Annotated in this window: 19 protein-coding genes and 1 pseudogene; 19 read left to right on the top strand and 1 reads right to left on the bottom strand. The window is 41.7% G+C overall.

The annotated features are described in order from the left end of the window. The first annotated feature begins 83 nt into the window (after positions 1-83). The 16 genes from DP73_RS18365 (at position 84) to DP73_RS18440 (ending at position 18916) form a co-directional block, all read left to right on the top strand. Complete coding sequence (locus tag DP73_RS18365) at positions 84-902, top strand: EFR1 family ferrodoxin (protein ID WP_034601533.1); 819 nt, start codon at positions 84-86, stop codon at positions 900-902. A 183-nt stretch (positions 903-1085) separates the two neighbouring features. After that, complete coding sequence (locus DP73_RS18370) at positions 1086-2066, top strand: biotin--[acetyl-CoA-carboxylase] ligase (protein ID WP_034601535.1); 981 nt, start codon at positions 1086-1088, stop codon at positions 2064-2066. Positions 2067-2327: 261 nt separating this feature from the next. Continuing rightward, the gene (locus DP73_RS18375) at positions 2328-2864 is read left to right on the top strand and encodes a biotin transporter BioY (RefSeq protein WP_034601536.1); all 537 of its coding nucleotides are present in this window, start codon (positions 2328-2330) and stop codon (positions 2862-2864) included. A gap of 15 nt (positions 2865-2879) precedes the next feature. Then, on the top strand, positions 2880-3764 hold the full coding sequence (locus tag DP73_RS18380; RefSeq protein WP_034601537.1) for an energy-coupling factor transporter ATPase: 885 nt from the start codon (positions 2880-2882) through the stop codon (positions 3762-3764). Further along, a complete protein-coding gene (locus tag DP73_RS18385) occupies positions 3757-4533 on the top strand; it encodes an energy-coupling factor transporter transmembrane component T (RefSeq protein WP_034601539.1) in 777 nt (258 codons plus the stop codon). The genes DP73_RS18380 and DP73_RS18385 overlap by 8 nt, the downstream gene beginning before the upstream one ends. A gap of 262 nt (positions 4534-4795) precedes the next feature. Beyond that, the gene (locus DP73_RS18390; RefSeq protein WP_034601540.1) at positions 4796-5242 is read left to right on the top strand and encodes an ACT domain-containing protein; all 447 of its coding nucleotides are present in this window, start codon (positions 4796-4798) and stop codon (positions 5240-5242) included. 373 nt (positions 5243-5615) lie between these two features. Next, positions 5616-6395 carry an enoyl-CoA hydratase-related protein gene (locus DP73_RS18395; protein ID WP_034601541.1) on the top strand — a complete coding sequence of 260 codons (780 nt, stop codon included), beginning with the start codon at positions 5616-5618 and terminating at the stop codon, positions 6393-6395. Between the two features lie 76 nt (positions 6396-6471). Continuing rightward, a complete protein-coding gene (locus tag DP73_RS18400) occupies positions 6472-7338 on the top strand; it encodes a 3-hydroxyacyl-CoA dehydrogenase family protein (protein WP_034601542.1) in 867 nt (288 codons plus the stop codon). A 49-nt stretch (positions 7339-7387) separates the two neighbouring features. Next, the gene (locus DP73_RS18405) at positions 7388-8536 is read left to right on the top strand and encodes an acyl-CoA dehydrogenase family protein (protein ID WP_034601543.1); all 1149 of its coding nucleotides are present in this window, start codon (positions 7388-7390) and stop codon (positions 8534-8536) included. 19 nt (positions 8537-8555) lie between these two features. Beyond that, the gene (locus DP73_RS18410; RefSeq protein ID WP_034601545.1) at positions 8556-9749 is read left to right on the top strand and encodes a thiolase family protein; all 1194 of its coding nucleotides are present in this window, start codon (positions 8556-8558) and stop codon (positions 9747-9749) included. Between the two features lie 47 nt (positions 9750-9796). Next, a complete protein-coding gene (locus tag DP73_RS18415) occupies positions 9797-11620 on the top strand; it encodes an acyl-CoA dehydrogenase (RefSeq protein ID WP_034601546.1) in 1824 nt (607 codons plus the stop codon). A 30-nt stretch (positions 11621-11650) separates the two neighbouring features. Beyond that, positions 11651-12847 carry a thiolase family protein gene (locus DP73_RS18420; RefSeq protein ID WP_034601548.1) on the top strand — a complete coding sequence of 399 codons (1197 nt, stop codon included), beginning with the start codon at positions 11651-11653 and terminating at the stop codon, positions 12845-12847. A 115-nt stretch (positions 12848-12962) separates the two neighbouring features. Next, positions 12963-13838, top strand: coding sequence for an enoyl-CoA hydratase-related protein (locus DP73_RS18425; RefSeq protein ID WP_052090847.1), 876 nt, complete (start codon positions 12963-12965; stop codon positions 13836-13838). A gap of 659 nt (positions 13839-14497) precedes the next feature. Then, complete coding sequence (locus DP73_RS18430; protein ID WP_034601550.1) at positions 14498-15943, top strand: sodium:solute symporter family protein; 1446 nt, start codon at positions 14498-14500, stop codon at positions 15941-15943. A 30-nt stretch (positions 15944-15973) separates the two neighbouring features. Further along, positions 15974-17314: an acetyl-CoA hydrolase/transferase C-terminal domain-containing protein gene (locus tag DP73_RS18435; protein WP_034601552.1), complete on the top strand. Its 1341-nt coding sequence runs from the start codon at positions 15974-15976 to the stop codon at positions 17312-17314. A gap of 198 nt (positions 17315-17512) precedes the next feature. Then, the gene (locus DP73_RS18440) at positions 17513-18916 is read left to right on the top strand and encodes a sigma-54-dependent Fis family transcriptional regulator (RefSeq protein WP_034601553.1); all 1404 of its coding nucleotides are present in this window, start codon (positions 17513-17515) and stop codon (positions 18914-18916) included. Between the two features lie 226 nt (positions 18917-19142). Here the strand turns inward: DP73_RS18440 and DP73_RS18445 are convergent, their stop codons facing one another. Next, entirely contained in the window at positions 19143-21245 is a 2103-nt protein-coding gene (locus tag DP73_RS18445) for a sigma-54-dependent Fis family transcriptional regulator (protein ID WP_034601554.1), read from the bottom strand. A 778-nt stretch (positions 21246-22023) separates the two neighbouring features. Between DP73_RS18445 and DP73_RS18450 the strand changes: the two genes are divergently transcribed. From DP73_RS18450 to DP73_RS18455, 3 genes and pseudogenes are all read left to right on the top strand, one after another. Next, entirely contained in the window at positions 22024-23181 is a 1158-nt protein-coding gene (locus DP73_RS18450) for an acyl-CoA dehydrogenase family protein (RefSeq protein WP_034601555.1), read from the top strand. Between the two features lie 33 nt (positions 23182-23214). Next, a pseudogene (locus DP73_RS22825) lies at positions 23215-23370 on the top strand (acetyl-CoA C-acyltransferase); the annotation flags it as partial. Positions 23371-23886: 516 nt separating this feature from the next. Further along, positions 23887-24024 carry an oxaloacetate decarboxylase subunit gamma gene (locus DP73_RS18455; protein ID WP_034601557.1) on the top strand — a complete coding sequence of 46 codons (138 nt, stop codon included), beginning with the start codon at positions 23887-23889 and terminating at the stop codon, positions 24022-24024. Positions 24025-24042 lie beyond the last annotated feature (18 nt).

Consider the following 24042-nt stretch of genomic DNA (forward strand, 5'->3'; position numbering starts at 1 on the left):
TGGGCAAAAGAGTTATAATAAACTGATAATTTTCACATTAAAGTGAGTTGTCGGTTTACATATCTACAGTAGGAGGGACAGTGATGGCTATGCAAGTTAATACTCTGTATTTTAGTGCCACAGGAACCACTAGAAAAGTAGTGTCGAGAGTCGCGGAGGAATTATCAGAGAACCTCGAAAAGGGAATGGTTGTAAAAAGTTTTGATTTTACACTCCCCGAGGCTAGAAAAGAACCCCTGTCTTTTGCAAAAGAGGATATCGTCGTTATAGGAGTTCCGGTCATTGCGGGAAGAGTACCCAATGTATTATTGAAATATTTGAATTCTATTAAGGGTAATGAAGCCTTAGCAATTGCAATAGTTGTTTACGGAAATAGGAATTATGATGACGCTTTAATAGAGTTGAGAGATATCCTTCAGCTGAACAGCTTTAAAGTGATTGCTGGCGGAGCATTTGTAGGAGAACATTCATTTTCAAAAATTCTTGCCAAAGATAGACCAGATGAAAAGGATATGGCAATCGCCAATAATTTTGCAGATCAAATATATTCAAAAATTACAGCCCAAGTTGATTTTCAAATTGTCAGCGTCAAAGGAAATTTCCCCTATCGTAACTATTACAGGCCTAAAAATCTACAAGGTGAAGCAGTTGATATTCGAAAAGTTACTCCACTAACCAATAGTGACTGTACAAATTGTAAACTTTGTGTAAGTGTCTGTCCTATGGGTTCCATCGATAAGGAAGATGTCTCAAAATTAATTGGAATTTGTATAAAATGTGGAGCTTGTATAAAAAGCTGCCCTACTGAAGCTAAGTACTATGATGATGAAGATTATCTAAGACATAAGTATGAATTGGAAATTGAATTTGCTGCACGAAGAGAACCAGAATTATTTATCTAACATCCAGAGCAAAGGCCGCTTTCGTACGAGTGATAACACGTAGATATTATGATATAATCTTGGAATAATCGTATTAGGTTAAAAACTATTAGGGACTAATGATAAGCGTGACAAGAGGAAGCTGGAATACCTCTTGTCACTTTCTATACTAATCTAAAAAAAGGCTTAAAGAGGGTGGAGTGAATGAATAAGCGCGATGCAATATTGCAAGCATTAAAAGAAAAAAGGGAAGAATGGGTTTCGGGAGAAATGTTGAGTGGAAGCCTAAAAGTGTCTCGTACCACTGTTTGGAATCACATCAAGGCTCTCCTGGCAGAGGGATATGAAGTAGAATCATCCCCTAAAAAGGGTTATCGCCTTAGTTCTCCTCCGGATATCCTCTCATCTGCCGAAGTGTGTCCCGGATTAGCATGTGAAGTATTCGGTCAGAAGGAATATATATATTACCAAGAAATCGATTCCACCAACAGCCAAGCGCGAGCCTTAGCATCTAAGGGCTACCCCGAGGGAACCTTGGTAGTTGCAGATATGCAGACAGCTGGACGGGGCCGCCGCGGGCGGAGTTGGTACTCGCCGGGAAACCAGGGAATCTATATGTCCCTAATTCTGCGACCAGTTTTGCCATTGAAGGAAATTTCTCGAATCTCTCTCTTAGTTGCAGTGGCAGTAGCAGAAACACTGGAGGAGGAACTGAACTTACCAGCCCGCATTAAGTGGCCTAACGATATATTAGTGAACAACAAGAAAATAGCTGGTATACTATCTGAAGTAGTTTCCGACATGGACGGTATCGAATATATTGTAGTCGGAATTGGTTTGAATATAAATAACCAGCTCCAGGACTTTCCCAGCGACCTTCGAACTCCCCCTACCTCGGCGAGGGTTGAAGATCAGCGTCTAGTTTCCCGAGTCAAGGTACTTCAAGGTTTAATGGTGAGGTTGGAGAGACGCTATTTCGATTTGCTGGCAGGCAGTTTTGAGGGCACCCTTGAAAAAGGAAAAAGCCTATCACTAGCGATCGGACAAGAACTAAAATTAGATACAATAAGCGGTGTTCTCGTTGGGAAGGCCGTCGATATCGATGATCATGGATTTCTTCTGCTTCGCGATCAATCAGGCACAATCCACACCATATTGTCGGGTGAGATAACGATACTGTCCTAATGTCCATCTCACTAAAGATATAACCCCTTACATATGTCAAGTTAAAATTTATTTTTAGGTTGACAATAAAATGCACTAACAATATAATGATTTCAGGATACAACGTTACTCAAAATCAAAGATCGGTAGAGTGACAGGGGACTTGCGACAGAGAAAGTTTCTGTCACGAGTCCCCTGTCATTTTCAAACGCAAACTCACACTAAAAAGAACACTACATCTATAACTGTTAAAACTAAAAAAGAATAGAGGGAGATAAGACGATGGAAAAAAATAATAATTCTTTGCGGCGTATGGTTTACGCTGCCATGTTTGGTGCCTTGACGGCAATTGGTTCATTAATAGTCATTCCTATGCAACCGGTGCCTATTACATTGCAGACTCTTTTCACGGGCTTGGCCGGGGTTCTGTTGGGTGGAGCTACAGGAGCCTTGAGTCAGGTTGTCTATGTACTTTTGGGTGTAATCGGCCTTCCCGTCTTTTCAGGTGGTAAAGCTGGTCTTGGAACACTCCTGGGTCCTACCGGTGGTTACCTTATAGGCTTTATTGTTGGTGCTTACGTTATCGGTAAGCTTATGGAAGTCAAGAAGGAACCGGGCTTAGCCTGGACCGGATTTTCTCTAGTCGTAGGAAACTTAGTGATTTATACCTTGGGAGTCGCACAGCTTTCGTTAGTTGCGCATCTATCCCTAGCTAAGGCCCTGATGGTAGGTCTTGTTCCCTTTATCATTGGCGACCTGCTTAAGCTAATAACGACGGTCTTAATCTCCCTTAAACTTCGCAATGTCATAAAACGATAGGGAGAGGCCAAAATTATGAAAACTATGCTCAGGGTTCATAACCTGACTTATGCCTATGAAAAAGGTCACTCCCCAGTCCTCAAAAACCTTAATCTACTTATTGGTGAAGGTGAGTATATTGCTATTATCGGCCCTAACGGCTGTGGCAAAACCACGCTTATACGGCATTTCAATGCCTTACTTCTTCCGACAGCCGGCGAAGTACAGGTCGAGGAGTTCAGTACCAGTGACACGAAGCGTCTTCTAGAAATTCGCCGTAGGGTAGGGATGGCTTTTCAAAATGCTGATAATCAGATCGTTGGCATGAGCGTAGAGGAAGACGTGGCCTTTGGTCCGGGCAATCTTGGGTTACCTTCCGCAGAAGTACGTCGGCGAGTGGACCGGGCTCTTGCTATAGTAGGCTTGACAGAACTACGAACACGCCAACCCTATACCCTTTCCGGGGGTCAGAAACAATTACTGGCTTTGGCAGGTCTACTGGCTATGGAACCTAAACTAATTGTGCTTGATGAGCCTACTGCCTCTCTGGATCCGGAAAGTAAAAAGAAAGTGCTTACTTTACTGCAAACCTTGAACTCTCAAGGGCTGGGCATCATACATGTAACCCACAACATGGAAGAGGCAGCTTTAGCCGACAGGGTGCTGGTCATGGATAAGGGTGAATTGGTTGCTGATGGAAGACCAGTTGATATATTGAATAGAGTGAAGTGGCTTAAGTCGCTGGGCCTAGCTCCGCCTACTATCACTGAATTGATGTGGAAGCTACAGCAGTGGGGGGCGGATATGAGTACTAGTGTCATTACGATCGATGCTGCGTTTAAGGAAATCACTTCCTTGTTGGAACGCCTTGAAAATTCAAGTCAAGCTTTTATACCCCGGAAGGTAGATGGTAATGTATAAGCTAGGGCAATATGTATATCAAGAATCACCTGTTCATAGTAGAGACCCACGAGTAAAACTGATAGCGGTTATAGCGCTCAGCATAATGATTTTACAACTAAACATGGCGGGTCTCTTAGTAGTAAGTGTTGTAGCCCTAGTAGTCTCGTTACTTGCCCGTCTACCCCTGAGCGCAGTTTTAAGATCGGTGCACCCAGTACTGTCGTTCTTTATTTTTCTATTTTTGGTGTATATCTTCTTCACTCCGGGACGCCCAATACCACCGTTTCCTTTCGGACCGGTTCAGATCAGTTACGAAGGGTTAAACCTTGGAATTTTACAATTGTGGAGGTTTTTTCTACTAATTGTGGCAGCATCTATATTGACTATGACTACCACTCAGTCTGAAATCACAATGGGGTTAGAACGACTTCTGAGGCCCATAAGGATTACTGGGATATCATCACACGATATTGCTATGTTAATAGCTTTAGCCTTAAGGTTTATGCCAACGCTGCTGGATGAAATGAACAGCCTCAGGCAAGCACAATTGGCACGAGGTGCAAATTTTAACCCTCGTCGACTAAACCAGAAAATTAGGGCAATTAGCTATCTTGCAGTGCCTTTGGCGGTGAAGGTCTTTCGGCGAAGTGATGAACTGATAGATGCCATGCAAGCCCGAGGATATCAACAGGGCCACCGTACCTATCTGCGCGAGCTTGTCTTATCCCGTTGGGATTATTGCTTAATAATAGTGATCATTTCAGTATTGATAGTGGTAATAGTATGATTAAAGCGCCAAAAACGTCTCTGGATGTTCAAGTCGAAAAAATAGGATTATGGACAAGAACCAATAGAATTGGTTAGGACCTTAATAACTTAGCTGTCCAATTTCTAGAAAACACAGATGAAGAGGAAGAAATCGAAAGTTAGTAACCCACTTCTATTTTTGGTGAAACTCAGGGTATTATTGCAAAGCTCACACAAATTAGAATATAATAGCTTTGAAACCTTTCGAGTGAGGATTGTTAGAAATAGATAGGGGAGATTTGGTGGCTGGCAAGACAAATGAATTTCTAATTGTCAGTAAAAGTATTTTACCGGAAGCCATTTTAAAGACTGCACAGGTGAAAGAACTCCTTGTCAAAGGAGAAGCCGATACGATTAACGACGCTGTAGAACGAGTAGGGCTTAGCCGAAGTGCTTTCTATAAATACAAGGATGGCGTTTTCCCATTTTACGAGGCGAGTCGAGAGAGAATTATTACGATTTCTTTAATTCTTGAGGATAAAGCAGGAGTTCTTTCTCATGTTCTTAACTTTATTGCCTCGGTAAAATGCAACGTCTTGACTATTAATCAAGGAATTCCACTGCAAGGAGTTGCCAATGTCTCGATTTCCATTGAAACTGTAGGTATGGCAGATACTCCGGAGAACCTTTTGGCTGGGTTAGGGGAAATTGTTGGAGTGAGAAAAATTGAAGTAATCGGTCAAACCTAGAGGTTGTGATTAACCTGTCAGCAAGTGGTCCAGAGTAATAGCCGCTTGCTTTTTTGTTGTCCATTATTGATTGCAGGAGATGTGTCCTGAAAACACAACACTTAACCGGAACTCAAAGTAAATGAAGTTTTACTTTAGATTAAGAGATAGATTGTAAAAAGCATCCTTTATGGATGTTTTTTTTTATTAATCAAATGGGGTGACGACTAGCAGCGTTGGCATAAATATTGCATTATTTATTAAATTCAGAGTATTAATTAAATTTGGAGGTGAATGCAAAAAAGTGCACTAACTAATTTAGATAATAAAGTTTGTGCATTATCCTTAGTTATTTGATCTCCCCGTTTAAAAAAGTTAATGGGAGGGAATAGAAGTGGACTACGAAACAGTAATTGTTGAGATTGAAGATGGAATTGCTATTGTCACTCTCAACCGTCCAGAAGTACTCAATGCATTAAGTGGTCAAGTATTTAATGAGCTAGCCGATGCGGCATCAATTTTAGCCGATGATGATTCAGTTCGAGCTGTGATTATCACAGGGGGGGAAAAGGTATTTGCTGCAGGGGCAGACATAAAAATGATGGCCTCTCAAAGTGCAGTTGATGTAGCGACAAGTATCAGACCGTCAAAAATAGCGTTTCACCTGATCGAAACTATGAAAAAGCCTGTCATTGCTGCCATTGCTGGCTATGCCCTTGGCGGCGGGTGTGAACTTACATTGGTGACAGATGTGCGAATTGCTGCTGACACCGCTCAATTTGGCTTACCGGAAATAAAACTCGGCATTTTGCCGGGAGGTGGCGGAACCCAACGTCTTCCTAAACTTATTGGTGCCGGTAAGGCGAAAGAATTAATTTTCAGTGGGGATATCATTGATGCTGAGGAGGCACTGAGGATAGGGCTTGTTAATAAAGTCGTGCCTGTTTCCGATTTAATGGCAGAAGCTAAAAAAATGGCGAAAAAATTTGCTTCCCGAGGAGCCGTCGCTTTACAGTTAGCAAAATCATGTATCAATGAAGGCCTTCAAATGGACTTGGAAATCGGCTTGCAATATGAGCATAAATGCTTCTCGTTATTGTTTGCAACTGAGGATCAAAAAGAAGGCATGGCAGCCTTTATTGAAAAACGCAAACCTAAGTTTAAGGGGAAATAAGATAGCTACAGTGACAAAATTATTTGCTCAGAAATAGAAGGGAATTCTCAAGGTTATTTAGTAAGGAGGAAATAAGATGAACATAGATGATATCAAAAACATTTGTATTATAGGTGCTGGAAACATGGGACACCAAATAGCTGTTTGCTGTGCCTTGGCAGGGTATAAAGTGACTTGTACAGATATCAGCCAAGAAATGTTAGATAAAGCAGAAGCCTTTGCAAAATCATATTTGCCTGAGCGAGTTGCTAAAGGGAAACTAACTCAGGAAAAAGCAGACATGGCTTTAGGCAAGCTTCGTTTTACTTCAAGCTTAGAGGAAGCAGCAGGAGATGCTGATTATATCATTGAGGCTGCCGTTGAGAAAATGGCTATTAAGCGAAAGCTCTTTGCCGATTTGGACAGAATTGCACCTCCACACGCAATCTTAGCCACTAACAGCTCCTATATTGTTAGCTCAGAAATAGCCTATTCTACAAAACGCCCTGAAAAGGTTTGCAACATGCACTTCTTTAACCCCGCTTTGGTCATGAAATTAGTCGAGGTTGTGCAAGGTCCTCATACTTCTGAAGAAACTGCCCAAATAACCATGGATTTGTGTGCCAAATTGGGTAAGATCGCAGTTTGGCTTAAGAAAGAAATCTATGGTTTCCTTGTTAACAGGATATTGTCTGCACTATCTCAAGAAGCATTGTTTCTTGCCGAAATGGGTATTGCCACCCCAGAAGAGATAGATATTGCGGTAACAAATGCTCTGGGTCATCCCATGGGCCCCTTTCGTTTGATGGATTTAACAGGCATTGATCTTACCTACTACCGCACTATGGAACGTTATCAAACGAGTGGTGATCCAAAACTTAAGCCATCACCCTTGGTGATTGAGAAATTTATAAAGGGAGAATGGGGCAAGAAAACCAAAAAAGGCTTTTACTCATACGAGTGAAAGTAGGGGCACTTAAGCCTAGGAATGATGGGGTAGTGGAGGTGATGAGATGGAAGTAACTCAAGAAGAGCTTAACATTATCAAACAAACGGTCCGCAGCTTCATGAGTAAGGAAGTTGAGCCTTTAGCTGAACAGATGGAACAAGAGGACAAAATCCCACGGAGCTTACTCGACAAGGCTGCGGAAATTGGCTTGTTCGGACTAAGTACACCTCAGGAGTATGACGGCTTGGGTGCAGGAATGGTCGGTAAAGTAATGATTTATGAAGAATTAGGCCGCGGCCCAAATTGCTTTACATCAGTCATTGGCTGTCACAATGGAATTGGCAGTGTCGGCATTGTAGAGTGCGGCAGTAAAGAGCAAAAACAACGCTACCTGCCAAAGATAGCTTCAGGAGAAATGATAGGGGCATTTGCCCTGACTGAAGCGTCAGCTGGCTCAGACCCAGGCAGCTTGAAGACAACAGCTGTGTTAAAGGGAGATAAGTATATCTTAAACGGTACTAAGCAGTTCATAACAAACGGTGATATCGCGGACCTATTCACGGTAATGGTTGTGACGGATAAGAGCAAGGGGAGCAAGGGAATTACTTCCTTCCTCGTTGAACGTAACTCTAAAGGTTTCACTGTGGGCAAAAATGAGAAAAAAATGGGGCTGCACGGTTCCCAAACAGCTGAACTTATCTTTGATGACTGTGAAGTGCCAGTAGAGAACGTCCTGGGTGAGCTAGGGCAAGGATATGTGAACGCTCTTAGAATTCTGGCCAATGGCAGGGCCGGTCTGGCCGCTAGAAATCTTGGTTCTTGCGAAAAGCTATTAGAAATCAGTACAAGATACTCTTTACAACGCATCCAATTTGGTAAACCAATCTTTGAAAATCAGATTATTCAGCACTATTTAGCAAATATGGCCATCGAAATTGAAGCATTACGAAGTTTAACCTATGATGTAGCTCGCAAAATTGATCGAGGAGAGAAAGTAATTAAAGAGGCTGCTATCGTTAAAACCTTTGGTTCAGAAGTCTATGGCCGGGTCGCTGATTTAGCGGTTCAGATACATGGTGGTATGGGATATATGCGAGAATGCGAAGTGGAACGATATTATCGTGATGCACGTATTGCTCGTATCTATGAAGGAACTTCTGAAATCCAACGTAATATCATTGCAGCTCAGTTGAGAAAAGAGTTCGCTTTATAGGTTTAAGGAGGTAAGAATTATGCAAGAAGCGGTTATTGTTGAAGGCGTACGTACTGCGATCGGCAGAATAGGTGGTACGCTGAAAGAAGTTGAAGTCGATTACCTGGCGGCCAAGGTGATCCGGGAAGTTCTAAATCGCAGCGGGGTTCCGGGTCAAATGGTTGACGAGGTAATTATGGGTCATACCAAACAAAGCTCCGATAATCCTAATCTAGCCCGTTTAGCATTATTAAGAGCAGAGATGCCTGAAGACGTACCGGCTTACACAGTACATCGTCAGTGCGGATCCGCGCTGACAGCGGTAAATAATGCTGTCATGTCAATTTGGTCAGGGGTTTCTGAGCTGATCTTGGCAGGCGGCGCTGAAAGCATGAGTACTGCTCCCTACTATCTGAGGAACGCACGTTACGGATACAGGATGGGTAATGCTGAAATTCTTGATTCTAATACAGAAAGTCAGCCTCGTTGCCAGCCCATTGACCAGTATGGACATTTGACTATGGGAATGACGGCAGAGAACTTGGCTGAGAAGTATAATATCAACCGCCAGGAACAAGATGAGTTTTCCCTTCAAAGTCAAGAACGGGCTTTAAAAGCCATTGCTTCAGGATTGTTCAAAGCTGAAATTCTCCCTTATGAGGTAAAAGAGAAAAAGACAATCAAGATATTCGATACCGATGAGCATCCTCGGGAAACCAGTATGGCTCAGTTGGAAAAATTAGCCCCAGTTTTTAAACAAGGCGGAACAGTGACAGCAGGCAACTCAAGCGGACGCAATGATGGAGCAGCCGTGGTGATGATAACAACCCCTGAAAAAGCTCAAGCTCTTGGGCTAAAACCTATTGCTAAAATTATCGGTGTAGGAGCGAAAGGAGTCCCACCTCAATATATGGGTATCGGACCTGTTCCGGCAACGCAAGCAGCCCTGAAAGTAGCCGGTTTAACTTTAGAGCAGATGGATTTGATTGAGCTGAATGAGGCGTTCGCAGCTCAGTCTTTAGCTGTGGTCAAAGAGCTGGGACTTGAATTAGCCAAAACTAACGTTAATGGTGGCGCTATAGCTCTTGGGCACCCTTTGGGAGCAACGGGGGCGATCATTTTAATCAAATTGATTAATGAATTGAAACGCAGTGGGAAAAGATACGGCTTAGCAACTATGTGTATCGGCGGAGGTCAAGGGATATCAACCGTTGTTGAGAACTTGGCTTTCTAGACTCAAGAAGAAAACCAAGGTCTTTCGTAAAGTTAGGAGGAATAAAATTGGAATTCAGATACAATATGCGTGACTTGAAGTTTATTTTAAAAGAGTGGCTGCCCACTGAAGAAGTATTAAATTTTGACCGCTTTAAAGATATATACAGCATTGAGGATGTTGATTCGATCCTGACTGAAGCTTATAAAGTGGCCCGTGAGGTAATAAGCCCCATCAATGCTGAAGGCGACAAGAATCCGGTGAAATTTGAAAACGGTGTAGTTACCAGTCCTCCTGGATATAAAGAAGTTTTTCGATTTATTCAGCAAAATGGTTGGGGGTCAAGCAGTGAATGCGTCGAACTTGAGGGCGGAATGCCTTTAATGTTATTCAAAGCAGCTAATGAACCAATGGTGGCAGCTTGCCCGGCAATGGGCTCTAACATCAAGCTTACTACCGGGGCAGCCAATCTGATCATTGATTTCGGTACTGAAGAAGATAAGTCAAGATTCCTGCCTAAGATGCTCAGCGGAGATTGGCAGGGAACTATGAACTTGACAGAACCTTCAGCTGGCTCTGATGTGGGAGATGCGTTAACAAAATCCTATCCAACGGAAGATCCAAGAATTTGGAAAATTAAAGGGACTAAAATGTTTATTACTGCCGGTGATGGGTCAATTTGTGAGAACACCATTCACATGGTTTTAGCACGCCCACCCCAGGGAGCAAAAGGTTCTGCCGGCTTAGGTCTTTATATAGTGCCAAAGATCTGGGTTAATGAGGATGGCAGTCTTGGAAAACCCAACGATGTTACCACCATTGCCGTCGAACACAAGATGGGACTTAGTGGTTCGGCAACTTGTATGTTGAATTTTGGGGAGAACGACGGATGCTATGGAATTATGGTAGGATCAGCGCCTGATGAAATGGGACGTTCCAAAGGGTTAGCCATGATGTTTAATATGATGAACGAATCTCGCATTGGCACCGGGCAAAATGCGAATTGTCAAGCATCTGAAGCCTTTGCTTTAGCCTCCCAATATACCGTCGACCGCATTCAAGGCTACATTAAAGGGGAGAGAGTACCCATTATTAAGCATGCGGATGTTAGAAGAATGCTTATGGATATGAAAGCTCATACAGAAGGTATAAGAGCTATGATTTACAGGGGCTTTTATAACCTGGATGTTGCTAGTAACTCCAAAGACAAGGAAAAAGCCAAGGAGTGCGCAGATATAGCGGCTATATTGACGCCCCTGATCAAATGCTATAGCAGTGAAAGCGCAGCTTTGCTGACAGCTGAAGCTATTCAATGCCTTGGTGGGGTTGGATACACAAAAGAGTATCCGGTTGAGCAATATTCTCGCGACTCAAAGATATTAACAATCTGGGAAGGTACCTCTTTTATTCATGCCAACGATCTTGTAGGGCGAAAAATGACCATGAAGAACGGCGAACCCTTCAAGAAGTGGATGGGAAGCATCAAGGATTTTATAGACTCCAATAAAAACACTGCAGGGCTTGAAAAGGAATTTGGAACTCTGGCAAGAGCCTACCAAGCTGCGGAAGAAGTTTGGCAGACTATCGGATCATGGCAAGAGGATAAAGAAGACAAACGTGAATTGATCAACCTATATGCCATAAGAACTTTGTTCGTTTTTGCCCAATTATTTGTAGCCATGTGTCTGATGGATCAGGCGGTAGTGGCCAGTAAGAGTCTTGCAGGATTAAATGCGGATCATTTTGATTTTAACTATTTCAAGGGTAAAGTAGCCAGTGCACGTTATTATGTCAACAACTCGTTACCCAATGTGTTCACCATCGCTGAAATCATCAAAAATGCCGATGATACGGTCTTAGAAGTCCCAGAAGAAGTCCTGATTGTTAGCTAAAACATTAAAATCTAATTCTGGAGGATCTGCATGAGAGAAATATATTTAGTCGAAAGTGTTCGAACCGGAATAGCCAAGGCGGGTAAATCTTCTTGGTTTACTAACTTAAGAGCAGATGATATGGCAGCTTTAGTGATGAATGAATTGATTCGTAGGGCAGGGCTGGAAAATAAGAAGGAAGAAATTGACGGAGTTATTTTGGGCGGGACAGCACTTATTAATGACATGGCGGGAAATATAGGCCGCTATGCCACGATTATGGCAGGGTTTCCCTACAGTGTACCGGGCTGTACGGTGGATCGTTTCTGCTCATCTGGAGTACAAACTATTTTTAACGCTGTCGCTGAAATTAACATGGGTTGGGGTTCGGAGCTAATTATTGCCGGTGGGGTTCAACACATGACGCATGTACCAATGGGAACAGGAAGCCTTCCCAACCCGCGTTTCAATGAGTTCACAGACAAGAATGCCAGCAGCATGGGCTGGACCGCTGAAATGGTGGCCCGCAAGTATGGAATCAGCCGTGAAAAGCAAGATTTAATGGCGTATGAAAGCCATGCTAAAGCCCATAAGGCAACAATGGAGGGCTTGTTTAAGGATGAAATTCTTCCTATCGAAGTAGAAGCTCCCCAGAAAGATGGGTCTGCGAAGAAAATGGTGGTTGATAGGGATCAAGGAATTAGACCTGAAACGACTTTAGAGTCACTGGCAAAACTGGAACCTGTCTTTCTGAAGGATGAGTTGGCTACAGTAACTGCCGGCAACTCTAGTCAGACGAACGACGCAGCTGCAGTAGTGTTGGTTGCCAGCAAGGAAAAATGTAAGGAACTGGGTTTAAAGCCGAAGATGAAGCTGATCGGATATAAAGCTATAGGAGTTGACCCTGCTTATATGGGAATAGGTCCTAGTATTGCAATACCTATGGCCTTGAAACAGGCGGGTTTGACCCTTGATCAAATCGATTTGTGGGAGATCAATGAAGCCTTTGCCGCGCAGGCAGTTTACTGTACAGAAGTATTAGGAATAAGAAATCATCAGCGCCTGAATCCCCGCGGCAGCGGAATATCCCTGGGTCATCCACTGGGGTGCACAGGTGCCCGGATAGCAACAACGATTATGCACGAAATGCCCTATTATGGGGCTAAGTATGCCGTTGAGTCAATGTGCGTAGGACACGGACAGGGCGTAGCGGCAGTATGGGAATGGGTCGGAGACAGTCCTTTCTAAGGGATGGTCAGATGATGTAGCAGCGGTGCTCCATTTATGAAATCAAAGCACCCTCTATTCAGGGTGCCTTGGTTTAAGCCGCCTTATAAAAATGTTTTATTAGGAGGGGTAGGTAATGGCAAGATGTGAGTGCTTGAAGTTTAATAAACCTCCTCATGATGAAAACAATAACCATTTGCTTTATCTGAAAGAGGGTTTTATTGCAAGGATTATCCTTAACAGACCAAAAAAGTATAATGCTTTTTCCCTGCCGATGATTCGGAAATGGGCTGAGGCCTTACAGGACGCCCAAGCAGATCAGAATATAAGAGTTATCGTTGTTACCGCCAAAGGTAAGGCTTTTTCAGCTGGCGGAGATGTTGAAGCTATGGTAAAAGGAAAGGGATTTATGGGGTGTGATGACTCTAACGAGGCTTGGGGTGATAAAGCTATTGATCGTAAACGAGCTTTGACAAATCACATTCATAAAATTGCCCTAACCTTAGAAATGATGGATAAACCTGTAATATGTGGTATCAATGGAATGGCCATAGGAGCAGGTCTTGATATGGCACTTATGTGTGATATCAGAGTAGCTGCAGAAGATGCTCAGCTTTCGTCGGGTTATGTGAAAGCAGGGATTGTGCCTGGGGATGGCGGTGCTTTCTTTTTGCCACGCCTAGTAGGGGTAGCAAAAGCTTTGGAAATCTTGTGGACTGGAGATAATATTTCAGCTTATGAGGCTAAAGAAATAGGCATGGTCAATAAAGTGGTACCTGCTAATGAATTAGAACAAGCCACTTTAGAGTTGGCTGAAAAAATTGCTGGTTCTCCTCCGGTATGTGTCCAAATGATTAAACGGGCAGTATATTCAGCTCAACGTACCAACGACTTGCGGACAGCTTTAGATCTTATATCTTCCCAAATGGCTATTGTTTCCGAAATGTCCGACCATAAAGAAGGATTAAATGCCTTAATAGAGAAGCGCAAACCCCATTTTACGGGTCATTGAAGCAGAATACTCACTCATTAGCGTACTATATTTCTCTGCAATTCACTAAGTTCAAAAATAATGTGTAAAAAATACACAACAAAGGACAGATAGGAATCGTGTAGGTTATGCTGCTTATGCTTATGATGACTACTGATTAGGCCTAAGGAAAAAGCCCATTGGGTGTGCAATTTTTACACAAATTATGATTTAACCTTGATTAGATGTCTCCAATTTACACAACTGTAAGAATTCATTTAGAGCGGTATTTGATGATACAGGATTTCTTATGAAAATAGCAGGGGCAGTATTTGACTAACCTTCGAGGGGTTGGGATTGGCCTGAATCCGCACCATTAGGCTGATCTAACGGCAAATATATCTGAAAAATTAGTGTATTAATTATAATTAAAACTTTCTCAATATTCAAATATAGTTGGCATGATTCTTGTATTAAAATTATAAACACATTTCATTCTGAGAAGCAGCAATATTGACCCTATGACCTAAATAGTGCCATTTACCGGAGAGGGGGTGAGGATGAAATATTCAGAATTGAACTTTTTAAGGAAAAATGAGGGGGGTGCTTGTAGATTAAAAAAAATATATCTTAGAGATTATTTTATTTCCAAAAATGTAATTAACAAGTAGTCCCAATTATAACGAATGGGAGGAAAACTCATGATTGCTTTGGTCGTGTTGTTATATTTTGCATTAACTGCGGGGATAGGTTTATACATGGTGAGGCAGAAAAGCAGTGTTGCAGAGTTTTTTGTGGCAAAAAAGGGTCTAACAGCTGGTCTAATCATTCCACTTTTGTTTGCAGAATTAATCGCTGGCGCAGGTACAGTTGGTAACGCAGCTACAGCTTTTAAAATTGGTATTTCGTCGGTCTGGGTAAACTGGGGAATGAGCATAGGCTGTATATTTGTTTTCTATTTAGCGGGCAAAATCTATCTCGCTTTTTCTAAAAAATATGCTGCCATGTCCGTACCCCAGGTATACTTGCATCGCTTTGATGGTAAGACCAGATCTGTAATGATGATCATTCTGGTAGCGGTTTATTTGATATTATTTGCACAACAACCAGTCGCAGCCGCTGGGATACTGGGTCCTCTTTTAGGGATGGATAAGACTTTGTTAGCCTGGATCGTTGGCGCAATTTTCATTTTTCTGGCCATAACGGGAGGAATGAAAGGCCTGGCTTGGATGAATGTTCTGCATTCCTTTGTAATGTATTTAGGCTTAGGAACAGTATGTGTTGTAGCAGTTTCTGCTGCAGGCGGCCTAGGACATATGCAGGCAGTGCTTCCCGCGAAAATGTTTGCCTTCACTCAGCCAGATATGCTGACGGTAATTGGGTGGGTATTTGGTACTGCTTTGTCATTTTTTGCTGCTTCCACTGTGGTGGTAGTGCTGTTCGGTGCCAAAAGCACAACCTCCGCAAGAAACGGTATTCTTTGGGCTTCGATACTGGTAATAATCTTCGCCTTGTTCCCAGCCTTGATCGGTATGGCAGGTAAGGTTCTAATGCCTACAGCAAGTGCTAATAGTATTCTTTATGTGGTAGCCAATAAATTGGGTCCTGCCTATGCAGCAATGGCTTCTATGGGTATATTGGCAGCAATTCTGTCAACAGCTCCGGCATTGTTACTCATCAGCATAACCATGCTGACTCAAGATATGGTTCGTGTCTTTAAACCGGACATTTCCGATAAAGAAGAAATGAATTGGGCCAGGATTTTTACCATTGTCCTAGGTCTGGTAGCTACTTACTTTGGTATGCAGTCTACGTCTATTCTTGCTCAGATGGCCGGTGCTTTTCAGATACGGGCAGTTGCCGGCGTGGTACTGTTGGTGGCCATATTCTGGCCGCGTGTTGACAGCAGGGCTGCTTTCTGGTCCATGTTATTAGGCGGGATCGTAGCAGCAGGGTGGCATTTTGCGGGTAATCCCTATTGTACCTCGCTATACCCGTCACTAGCTGTTGGACTTCCGATTCTGATAATTCTAACGTTAATGGCTAAAAAGCCAATTGCAGATGGACATGAAAAATATGTAGCAGCTCTTAAGGAATTGGAAGAAGAGGAGCTAAATAAAAAGAATCAACCAACAATCGCACACTAATTCTAAAAATTTTACTAGGAGGTAGAAAAAATGTTCGAAAATGAATATCGAAGTAAATTGCGTACCCCGGAAGAAGCAGTTAAAGTTGTAAAATCCGGCGATTGGGTTTTTATGAGCCACTTTGCCATGTTTCCGCAGGCTCTGGATGAAGCCTTATCCAAGCGTGTGGGTGAGGTAAGTGATGTTAAAGTCAGAAGTGTATGTGCTACTGTATCCCCCAAAATATGTGCCGCAGATCCAGAGAAAAAGAGTTTTACCTACATGAGCGGTTATTTAAGCGGGCATGACAGAAAACTAGGTGAGAAAGGACTTTGCTATTATATACCAGGCAATTATAGTTGCAGTCCCACATACTTACGCAATGGTTGTACGTATCCCCCTGACGTTGCGATGATTCAAACGACCCCCCCGGATAACAATGGTTACTTTAATTTTGGGGCAGCAGTTTCTTATGCGCGGGCTATTTGCGAAAAAGCTAAAACCATCATCCTGGAGGTTAATGATCAGGCTCCTTGGGTCTTAGGCGGTGAACAGGAGTGTATTCACATTTCTGAAGTGGATTATATTGTGGAAAAAAGCTATCCTCTGCCTGTGCTGCCTGCACCTGCGAAAGAAACTGAAGCCGAAAAAGCCATTGCCGCATTATTAATTGAAGAAATAGAGGATGGTAGTTGTTTGCAATTTGGTATAGGGGGAATGCCCAATACGATTGCCAAAATGATTGCAGATAGTGATCTGAAAAATCTAGGAATTCATTCAGAGATGGCCACTACATCTTATATTGATTTAATCTTAAAAGGAAAAGTCAATGGATCCATGAAAAACATTGACAAGTATAAAACTGTCTATACATTTGCCATGGGGACGAAGGAGCTCTATGATTTTATTGACAGGAATCCGGCCTTTGCTTGTTACCCTGTGGATATAACCAATAACCCTAGTCGAATTGCAATTAATGACAAACAAATTACTATAAATAACACTGTAGAAATAGATCTGCTGGGGCAAATCAGCTCAGAATCATCGGGAATTAAGCAAATTTCCGGTACAGGCGGACAATTAGATTTTACCCAGGGGGGCTTCCAGTCTAAAGGTGGAAAACCCTTTATTTGCATGAGTTCAACGACCATGCAGGGGGGCAAATTAGTATCTAGAATTGTACCAAGCATTAAGACTTTCTCCGCCGTTACTTGCCCTCGAACTTTCGCTCCGACGATTGTCACAGAATATGGGAAGGCTAAGTTAACTGGCAAATCAACCTATAGGCGGGCCGAAATGCTGATTGAGCTAGCCCATCCGGATTTCCGTGAAGATTTGATAAAAGCTGCTCAAGCACAGAATATCTGGACTCGGACCAATAAAATTGAGTAACTTAAACTTAGATTGAACAAACTTATTGAATGGTAAGAGATAAAAGGTGCTTGCAACTCAATGGAAGATCTCTCTAAGAGGGTCTTTGTCAGATTCGACAAGGACCCTCTTAATTGTTAGAATTTTTAAATAGTTCCTTTACTGCAACTCTACTTTTCTTGTATAATTGTTAAAAGATAGAAATAAATGAGGGATTAGATGATAAGCACTATACATGCTGTTACAACAAGCTTTTTTCCCAAATGGGATACAGAACTATTATTCAAAATTCTCAATAATATTCATGATGTGGTACTTGTTATAGATTCAGATACAACCATTGTGTTTGCTAACGAGGCCTATGCGAAAATATTAGGCGTTCCTATTGCAAAAGTTTTGGGACGGAGGTTGGACAGAATAGAACCAAGCGCTAAGACCATCGAAGTACTTTGTACCGGCCAGTCTAGTTACTGTCGTCGAAGCTACTTAGATTCTCTTGGTATAAATGTGGTAGGAAGTACATTTCCATTATATAATGGCAAGAAAATCATCGGTTGTGTTTCGATATTTAAAAACATTAATGACGTTGTTGAACTAAATCGTGAGTTGAATCAAACAAAGGGTGTTGCAGATTATTTGAAAGAACAGTTAGACCAAGAAGAGCACCTGCCTAATTCCTTCGAAGAATACATAGGGCGGAACAGTCGTTTGAAAGAAACCTTAAAGTTAGCAGCTAAAGTCGCGAAAACAGACAGCACGGTGTTAATCCTGGGTGAAAGTGGTGTTGGCAAAGAAGTATTAGCCAGAGTTGTTCATAACAGCAGCGCCCGTAAAAATAAGCCTATGATTAAGGTTAACTGTGCTGCCATTCCTGAGGACTTAATAGAAAGTGAACTCTTTGGCTATGAAGATGGAGCTTTTACCGGGGCCAAAAAGGGAGGGAAACTCGGCAAGTTTGAACTGGCTCATAGAGGAACAATCTTTTTGGATGAAATTGGTGATATGAGCCTTACCATGCAGGCTAAATTGTTGCGCGTACTACAAGAGAAGGAGTTTGAACGAATAGGTGGTACAAGGGCTATTAAAGTCGACATCCGAGTAATTGCAGCAACAAATAGAAATTTAGAAAGTATGATTGAAGAAGGTTCCTTCAGAAGTGATCTGTATTATCGGCTGAATATTGTTCCTATCATGTTGACGCCGCTGCGTGAGCGAAAAGATGATATTTTAGAACTGGCCAAAGTATTTCTTAAACAATTTTCTGGAGAGGTGGGTCATGAACTGACTCTGTCTCCCCAAGTAGAAAGACTTCTTAAGAGCTATGAGTGGCCAGGTAACATTCGGGAACTAAAAAATGTTCTTGAACATGCAAGCATTGTCAGCAACAGTAAAGTCATTACCTCTAATCATTTGCCAGCACGCATTATTCGTAAAAAGCAACGCTCAAATGTTAAAGATAGGTCCTATGATATAAAAGAAATTGTAGCAAGTGTCGAAAAGGAAGTAATCTTATCGGCTTTAAACGCATGCAACAATAACCGTACCAATGCCTTGAGAGCGTTGGGGATTTCTAGGAAATCGTTTTACAATAAATTACATCAGTATGGAATAATAGATATCTAGTGATTCTAAGTTGGTTATACACATGTGTCACGAGATTTCGGAAATCACTTTAATGTTAATAATGTAAAAGGCCAAATACATTCCTTATTTCAGGATGTTTTTGGCCTTTTATCCAATCGTTAAGGCTCCTACTTCTTAAGTAGGAGTGGTGACCCCGTACTCCACTTCGGTGCGGGTAGACTCCCCCACCGAAGTCACCATGTTAACTTTAGTTGAATGAGTTCACTTAGGAAAGATTATATTTGCCAAGTTTTTCATAAAATGCTGATCGGCTCATTTTGAGGAGGCGAGCAGCAGCACTTTTATTTCCATTGACTTTTTTTAGAGCCACTAAAAGCATTTCTTTATCGACATCACTTAGTATCGCGCGATAGGAGGAGGGTTCATAGTCTTGCTTGCCAAATTGAAAGATCTGTGCCGACAGGTGTTCTATTCCAATTTCACCTTCCCAAACATAATTGGCAGCTCGTTCGATGGCATTTTCCAGCTCTCTGATATTACCAGGCCAAGAATGCAGTAATAAGGCATCTTTGGCAGCTTGAGCAATGCCTACTACAGTGGATCCTAAAATTTGATTGTATTTTTGTATAAACACATTAGCTAAAGGCAATATATCTTCTGAACGCTCCCGCAGAGGCGGTAGGTTGAACTGTATAACATTTAAACGATAAAATAGATCTTCTCGAAACATACCTTTACTTATAGCTTCCCGCAAATCTTTGTTTGTCGCGGCAATGATTCGAACATCCACTTTCTGACTCTTGATTCCACCGACCCGCATAAATTCTTTGTCCTGTAAAACATGTAAGATCTTTACCTGTATCGATAGGGGCATATCTCCAATTTCATCAAGGAAGACAGTCCCCTCATGAGCTTGAGTAAAATACCCAGTTTTACCTTTCCGGGAGGCTCCGGTGAATGAACCAGGAGCGTAGCCAAAGAGTTCAGATTCTAAAAGTTGTTCAGGAATGGCGGCACAATTAACTTTTACAAAAGGATAATTTGCTCGGGGACTGGCAGCATGAATGGCGCGAGCAAACATGTCTTTACCTACCCCGCTTTCCCCAGTCAGAAGAACCGTTGAACTGCTGCGGGCAATGCGCTGGGCTTCCTTTTTCATCTTAATAAAGCCCGGATTTTTGGAAACTAACTTATCAAAACTATTACCATGCTTTTCAAGCTCATCGCGGTAATACTGGACTTGTTGTCTTAAAGAGAGCCACTTTCGAGCTATTTCTTCTGTAAGTCGATTATCATCAACATAGACGGTACTGACGACCCCTACGGTCTGATTCTTTTCATTTATAACATTATTTATAGGTATATGTGAAACAATGCAGTTTCTGTCGTTAATGCTGCATATTTCTACTTCAGCAAGGCCAGTTTTACTGACCTCAGCAGGAACTCCGCTTAATAAAAGGTCTTTTATTGGCAGACCTGTCATGGCTTCTGCAGTGTCGGAAATAAGTCGGCAGCCGCTTTCATTGACATATTTTACATGACCTGAAATATCTGAAACAAAAACACCATCCGAGGAAGCGTTTAGAACTCCGTCAAGACTGGTTTGCAGGTCCTTAACGATCTCAAGCTCCCGAGCCATTTCTTCCATATCTGAGATATCCACGAAAGCAATTTTTGTTCCGATTTGAACATTATCGGCAATAATAGGTGCTTGACTAACAATAACTGGCAGGGATTGGATTGTCTGTTTTATTCCCCGATTGCGCTTGCTATTGAGCAGTAGATCTGGGAGAACCTCTTCCAGGTCCAGCCCCTTAATTTCGGAAGACTTAAGTCCAAACATGTTTTCAGCGATTGGGTTAGTTCGTAATATCTTTTGATTATTATCAATGACGATAATACCTTCATAATTGGCGTTGAAAATAGATTCAAGCAAAATGTTTGAGGTCATGATTAATTTTTGACTTCCGCGGAGATATTCTGCCGTTCCGATCATTCCAACGGGCTTACTTTGATCATCAACGACAACGACGCAATCCACAGTGCTTTTGCTGGAGCGCACTACCAGGGATACTTCATCATAGAATACGTCGCAAGATACTGAAATTGGTTTATAAACTATGTATGGTGTGCAGGGATCATCTAAGCTGAATCCATCCAGCAGTGCTTTATATAACCTTTTTTTAGGGAAAACTCCAATTAACTTATTTTTTTGATCAACGACTGGAAGAGTATCCAGTCTGGAATCCTGGTAGTATTGAATTACAGTACGCAGAGAATCTTCAGAATGAATAACATTAAAATGCTTATTCATCATCTGTTTAACGGTAAGCCATGAAGTATAATTTAAGTTTTCAGGAACTACCATTAGTTATTCTCCTCCCGTTGCCATACAAATACTGGCATACGCTGGTCTTATTTAAGACATTATACTATAAATATCCAATATTAAAAATCATATCTGATTGCCAAATCATAAATGTAATTGTGATTTATTTCTTAAACCCACATCTTCGGCTAATATTCTTGTAATGACCGTCAGGTAAACGTACTATCAGTCCACCCCTATCGTTATATCGACAGCCAATCTATGAATGAAATCTTTTCCTTTGCTAACGGTAACGTTTTTGCCCAAAGTTATATTGTTTTCTATCCACTTGTTAGGTTTATTATCCATATGGTCTTAATTCCCTTTCTTTTTATTGTCATAACTATTTAATGACCCTTCTGTAATTAAAATAAAACCTTCTTGCACTTCAGTCAATTTTAGCCAATTTATTTAAGAAAAAATGTGTCAGAAAAGCCGGAAAGCTGTCCTCTAATCCGTACAATTTTGATGATGAACAGAACTAAATTTGAATAGTATGGCAAAAAGATAAGCATTGTTAAAGGAATTCGTTGTTGGCATAATTATTGCAATATTTATGGGAAATGGAATTGTGTGTAAATACTTCATCATTTGGAACACAGTGGAGCAGGTACTCTTTAATCTCATTGCTATCAGCACTGAATAGATAATTGGGGGTGAAATATTTAAAAAGAATTTTTTAGATTGTTTTAAAACATACGTTAACTGAAGGCGAAAGTGTTGAAAGTTAAATATTAATCAGCCTCAAAATTAATTTAAGCTAAGGGGTGGGACAATTATGGATTTTGCATTGACTGAAGATCAACAAATGATACAAGATATGGCGCGTAATTTCGCTCTAAAGGAAATTGCTCCTTTTATCGAAGAGGATGAAGAAAACCATTACTATCGCAGGGAGATCCTGAGCAAATTGGGCGATTTAGGACTGTTAGGCTGGAGCATACCTGAGGAGTATGGAGGAAATGGCATGGGTTGGATGGAGGGAGTTCTAGCTCTCTATGAAATTGCCAAGGTTCATACTTCCTGGAGACTGAGCATCAGCGGCAACTGTTGGGGTCCAGCAATGACAATCAATCAGTATGGTACTGAAGAGCAAAAACAAACGTATATCCCTGGGCTGGTAGATGGTTCCTTTGTAGGTAGCTTTGCTATAACTGAAGCCAATACCGGTTCTGATGTGGCAAGTATGAAGACATTTGCTGAAGACAAAGGCGACCACTGGTTGGTGAATGGATCTAAAATGTGGATTTCCGGAGGCCATTCCTGTGATGTCGGTCTTCTCTATGCTGTTACTGAAAAAGGCGCAGGGGCCAAAGGAATATCCTGTTTTATAGTAGACTACAATAAAACCCCTGGGATAACAAGAATTCCAATTCTTTCAAAGGTGGGCATGTGGCCGGCTCCGACTTCTGAACTGGTGTTTGAAAATGCTGTGATCCCGAAGAAAAACCTTTTAGGACCGCTTAATAAAGGTTTTCAAATATGTATGTGGATGTTGAACAACACTCGTATGGGTTGTGCCACCGGTTCAGCGGCGCTTTCAGCAGCTTGTCTGGAAGGTGCAGTTCAATATGCCAATGAGCGTACTCAGTTTGGTAAACCCATTGGAAAGTATCAAATGATCCAGGCCCAACTTGCTGAAATGAAGCTTGAAGATGAAGCAGCAAAACACCTTGTTTATCATGCTGCCTGGTTAAAAGACAATAATTTGCCGAATCAGCAGGCGACTTCCATGGCTAAGCTTTATGGCTGTATGGCGGCTGTTCATGCTGCCAATATGGCTATGAAGATATACGGTTCTTATGGATACTCCACTGAATATCCCTGCGGCAGATGGCTCCGAGATGCCAAGCAGTTTGAAACTCTTGAAGGGACGTCCAACATTCATATGCAAATTATCGCTGGGATCGAACTTGGTTACCAACCCAATCGGTAGTCGTTCAAAAACCAATTTAAAGAATTGCTCATAGGTGGTGCGATTGCCATTGGTCATCCTGTTGGGGCTTCCGGAACCCGAATTCTTGTGACATTGCTGTACGAAATGAAACGCAAAAATGCGCATCGTGGGCTAGCCACATTGTGTATCGGCGGTGGACAAGGGATCGCTATGATTGTTGAGTCATAGTGAATAAAGCTTGTTGACTGTCATTTAAATTGAAGGAGATCTGTCCTGAAAACACAACACTTTAGATTGGGTCAACAGAAAGTAAACTAAATATTTTGTGAAAACATTGTGGTCTTCTTGCTTGACATAGATTTTTTGAGAGCATTCAGTTTTAGAATGCTCTTTTTGTTCTAGTCATACAACCCTAACCTCACGAGTGTACTTACACTGCAATAGAATCTTCATGATTAGGAAACTTTAAAAATTTAAATTCTAAGGATCTATTTATAATCTGGCATGGATATTGCAACTAATAATTGATTAATTAAAATTATTAGCTAATTTTTTGGAGGTGTAAAGCTGAGATTTTAATAAATGTTCACGAATGAATAGTAACCAAATGGCTGACTAATGCAGTTAACTATCTTAGTTTATTTTCTCAATCGACGGAGATACCTCTAACAGATATTCGCAAAAAAATGAAGTACTCGCAGTGCAACAAAGACCTTGATTAATGCAAGAAAGGGGGGGGAGTAAATGCCATTACCACTAACTACCTTAATCTCTGGATTATCTGGAGTTTTTATAGTTATGACACTTTTAATGATGATGGTTAGATTAAGCTCTAAGCTTGCAATTGCTTTAGAGAAGAAACAAGAGAAACAGGAATCATAGGGCTAATCGGCTAAAGAT

The sequence above is a fragment of the Desulfosporosinus sp. HMP52 genome (assembly GCF_000765145.1).
GTDB lineage: Bacteria > Bacillota > Desulfitobacteriia > Desulfitobacteriales > Desulfitobacteriaceae > Desulfosporosinus.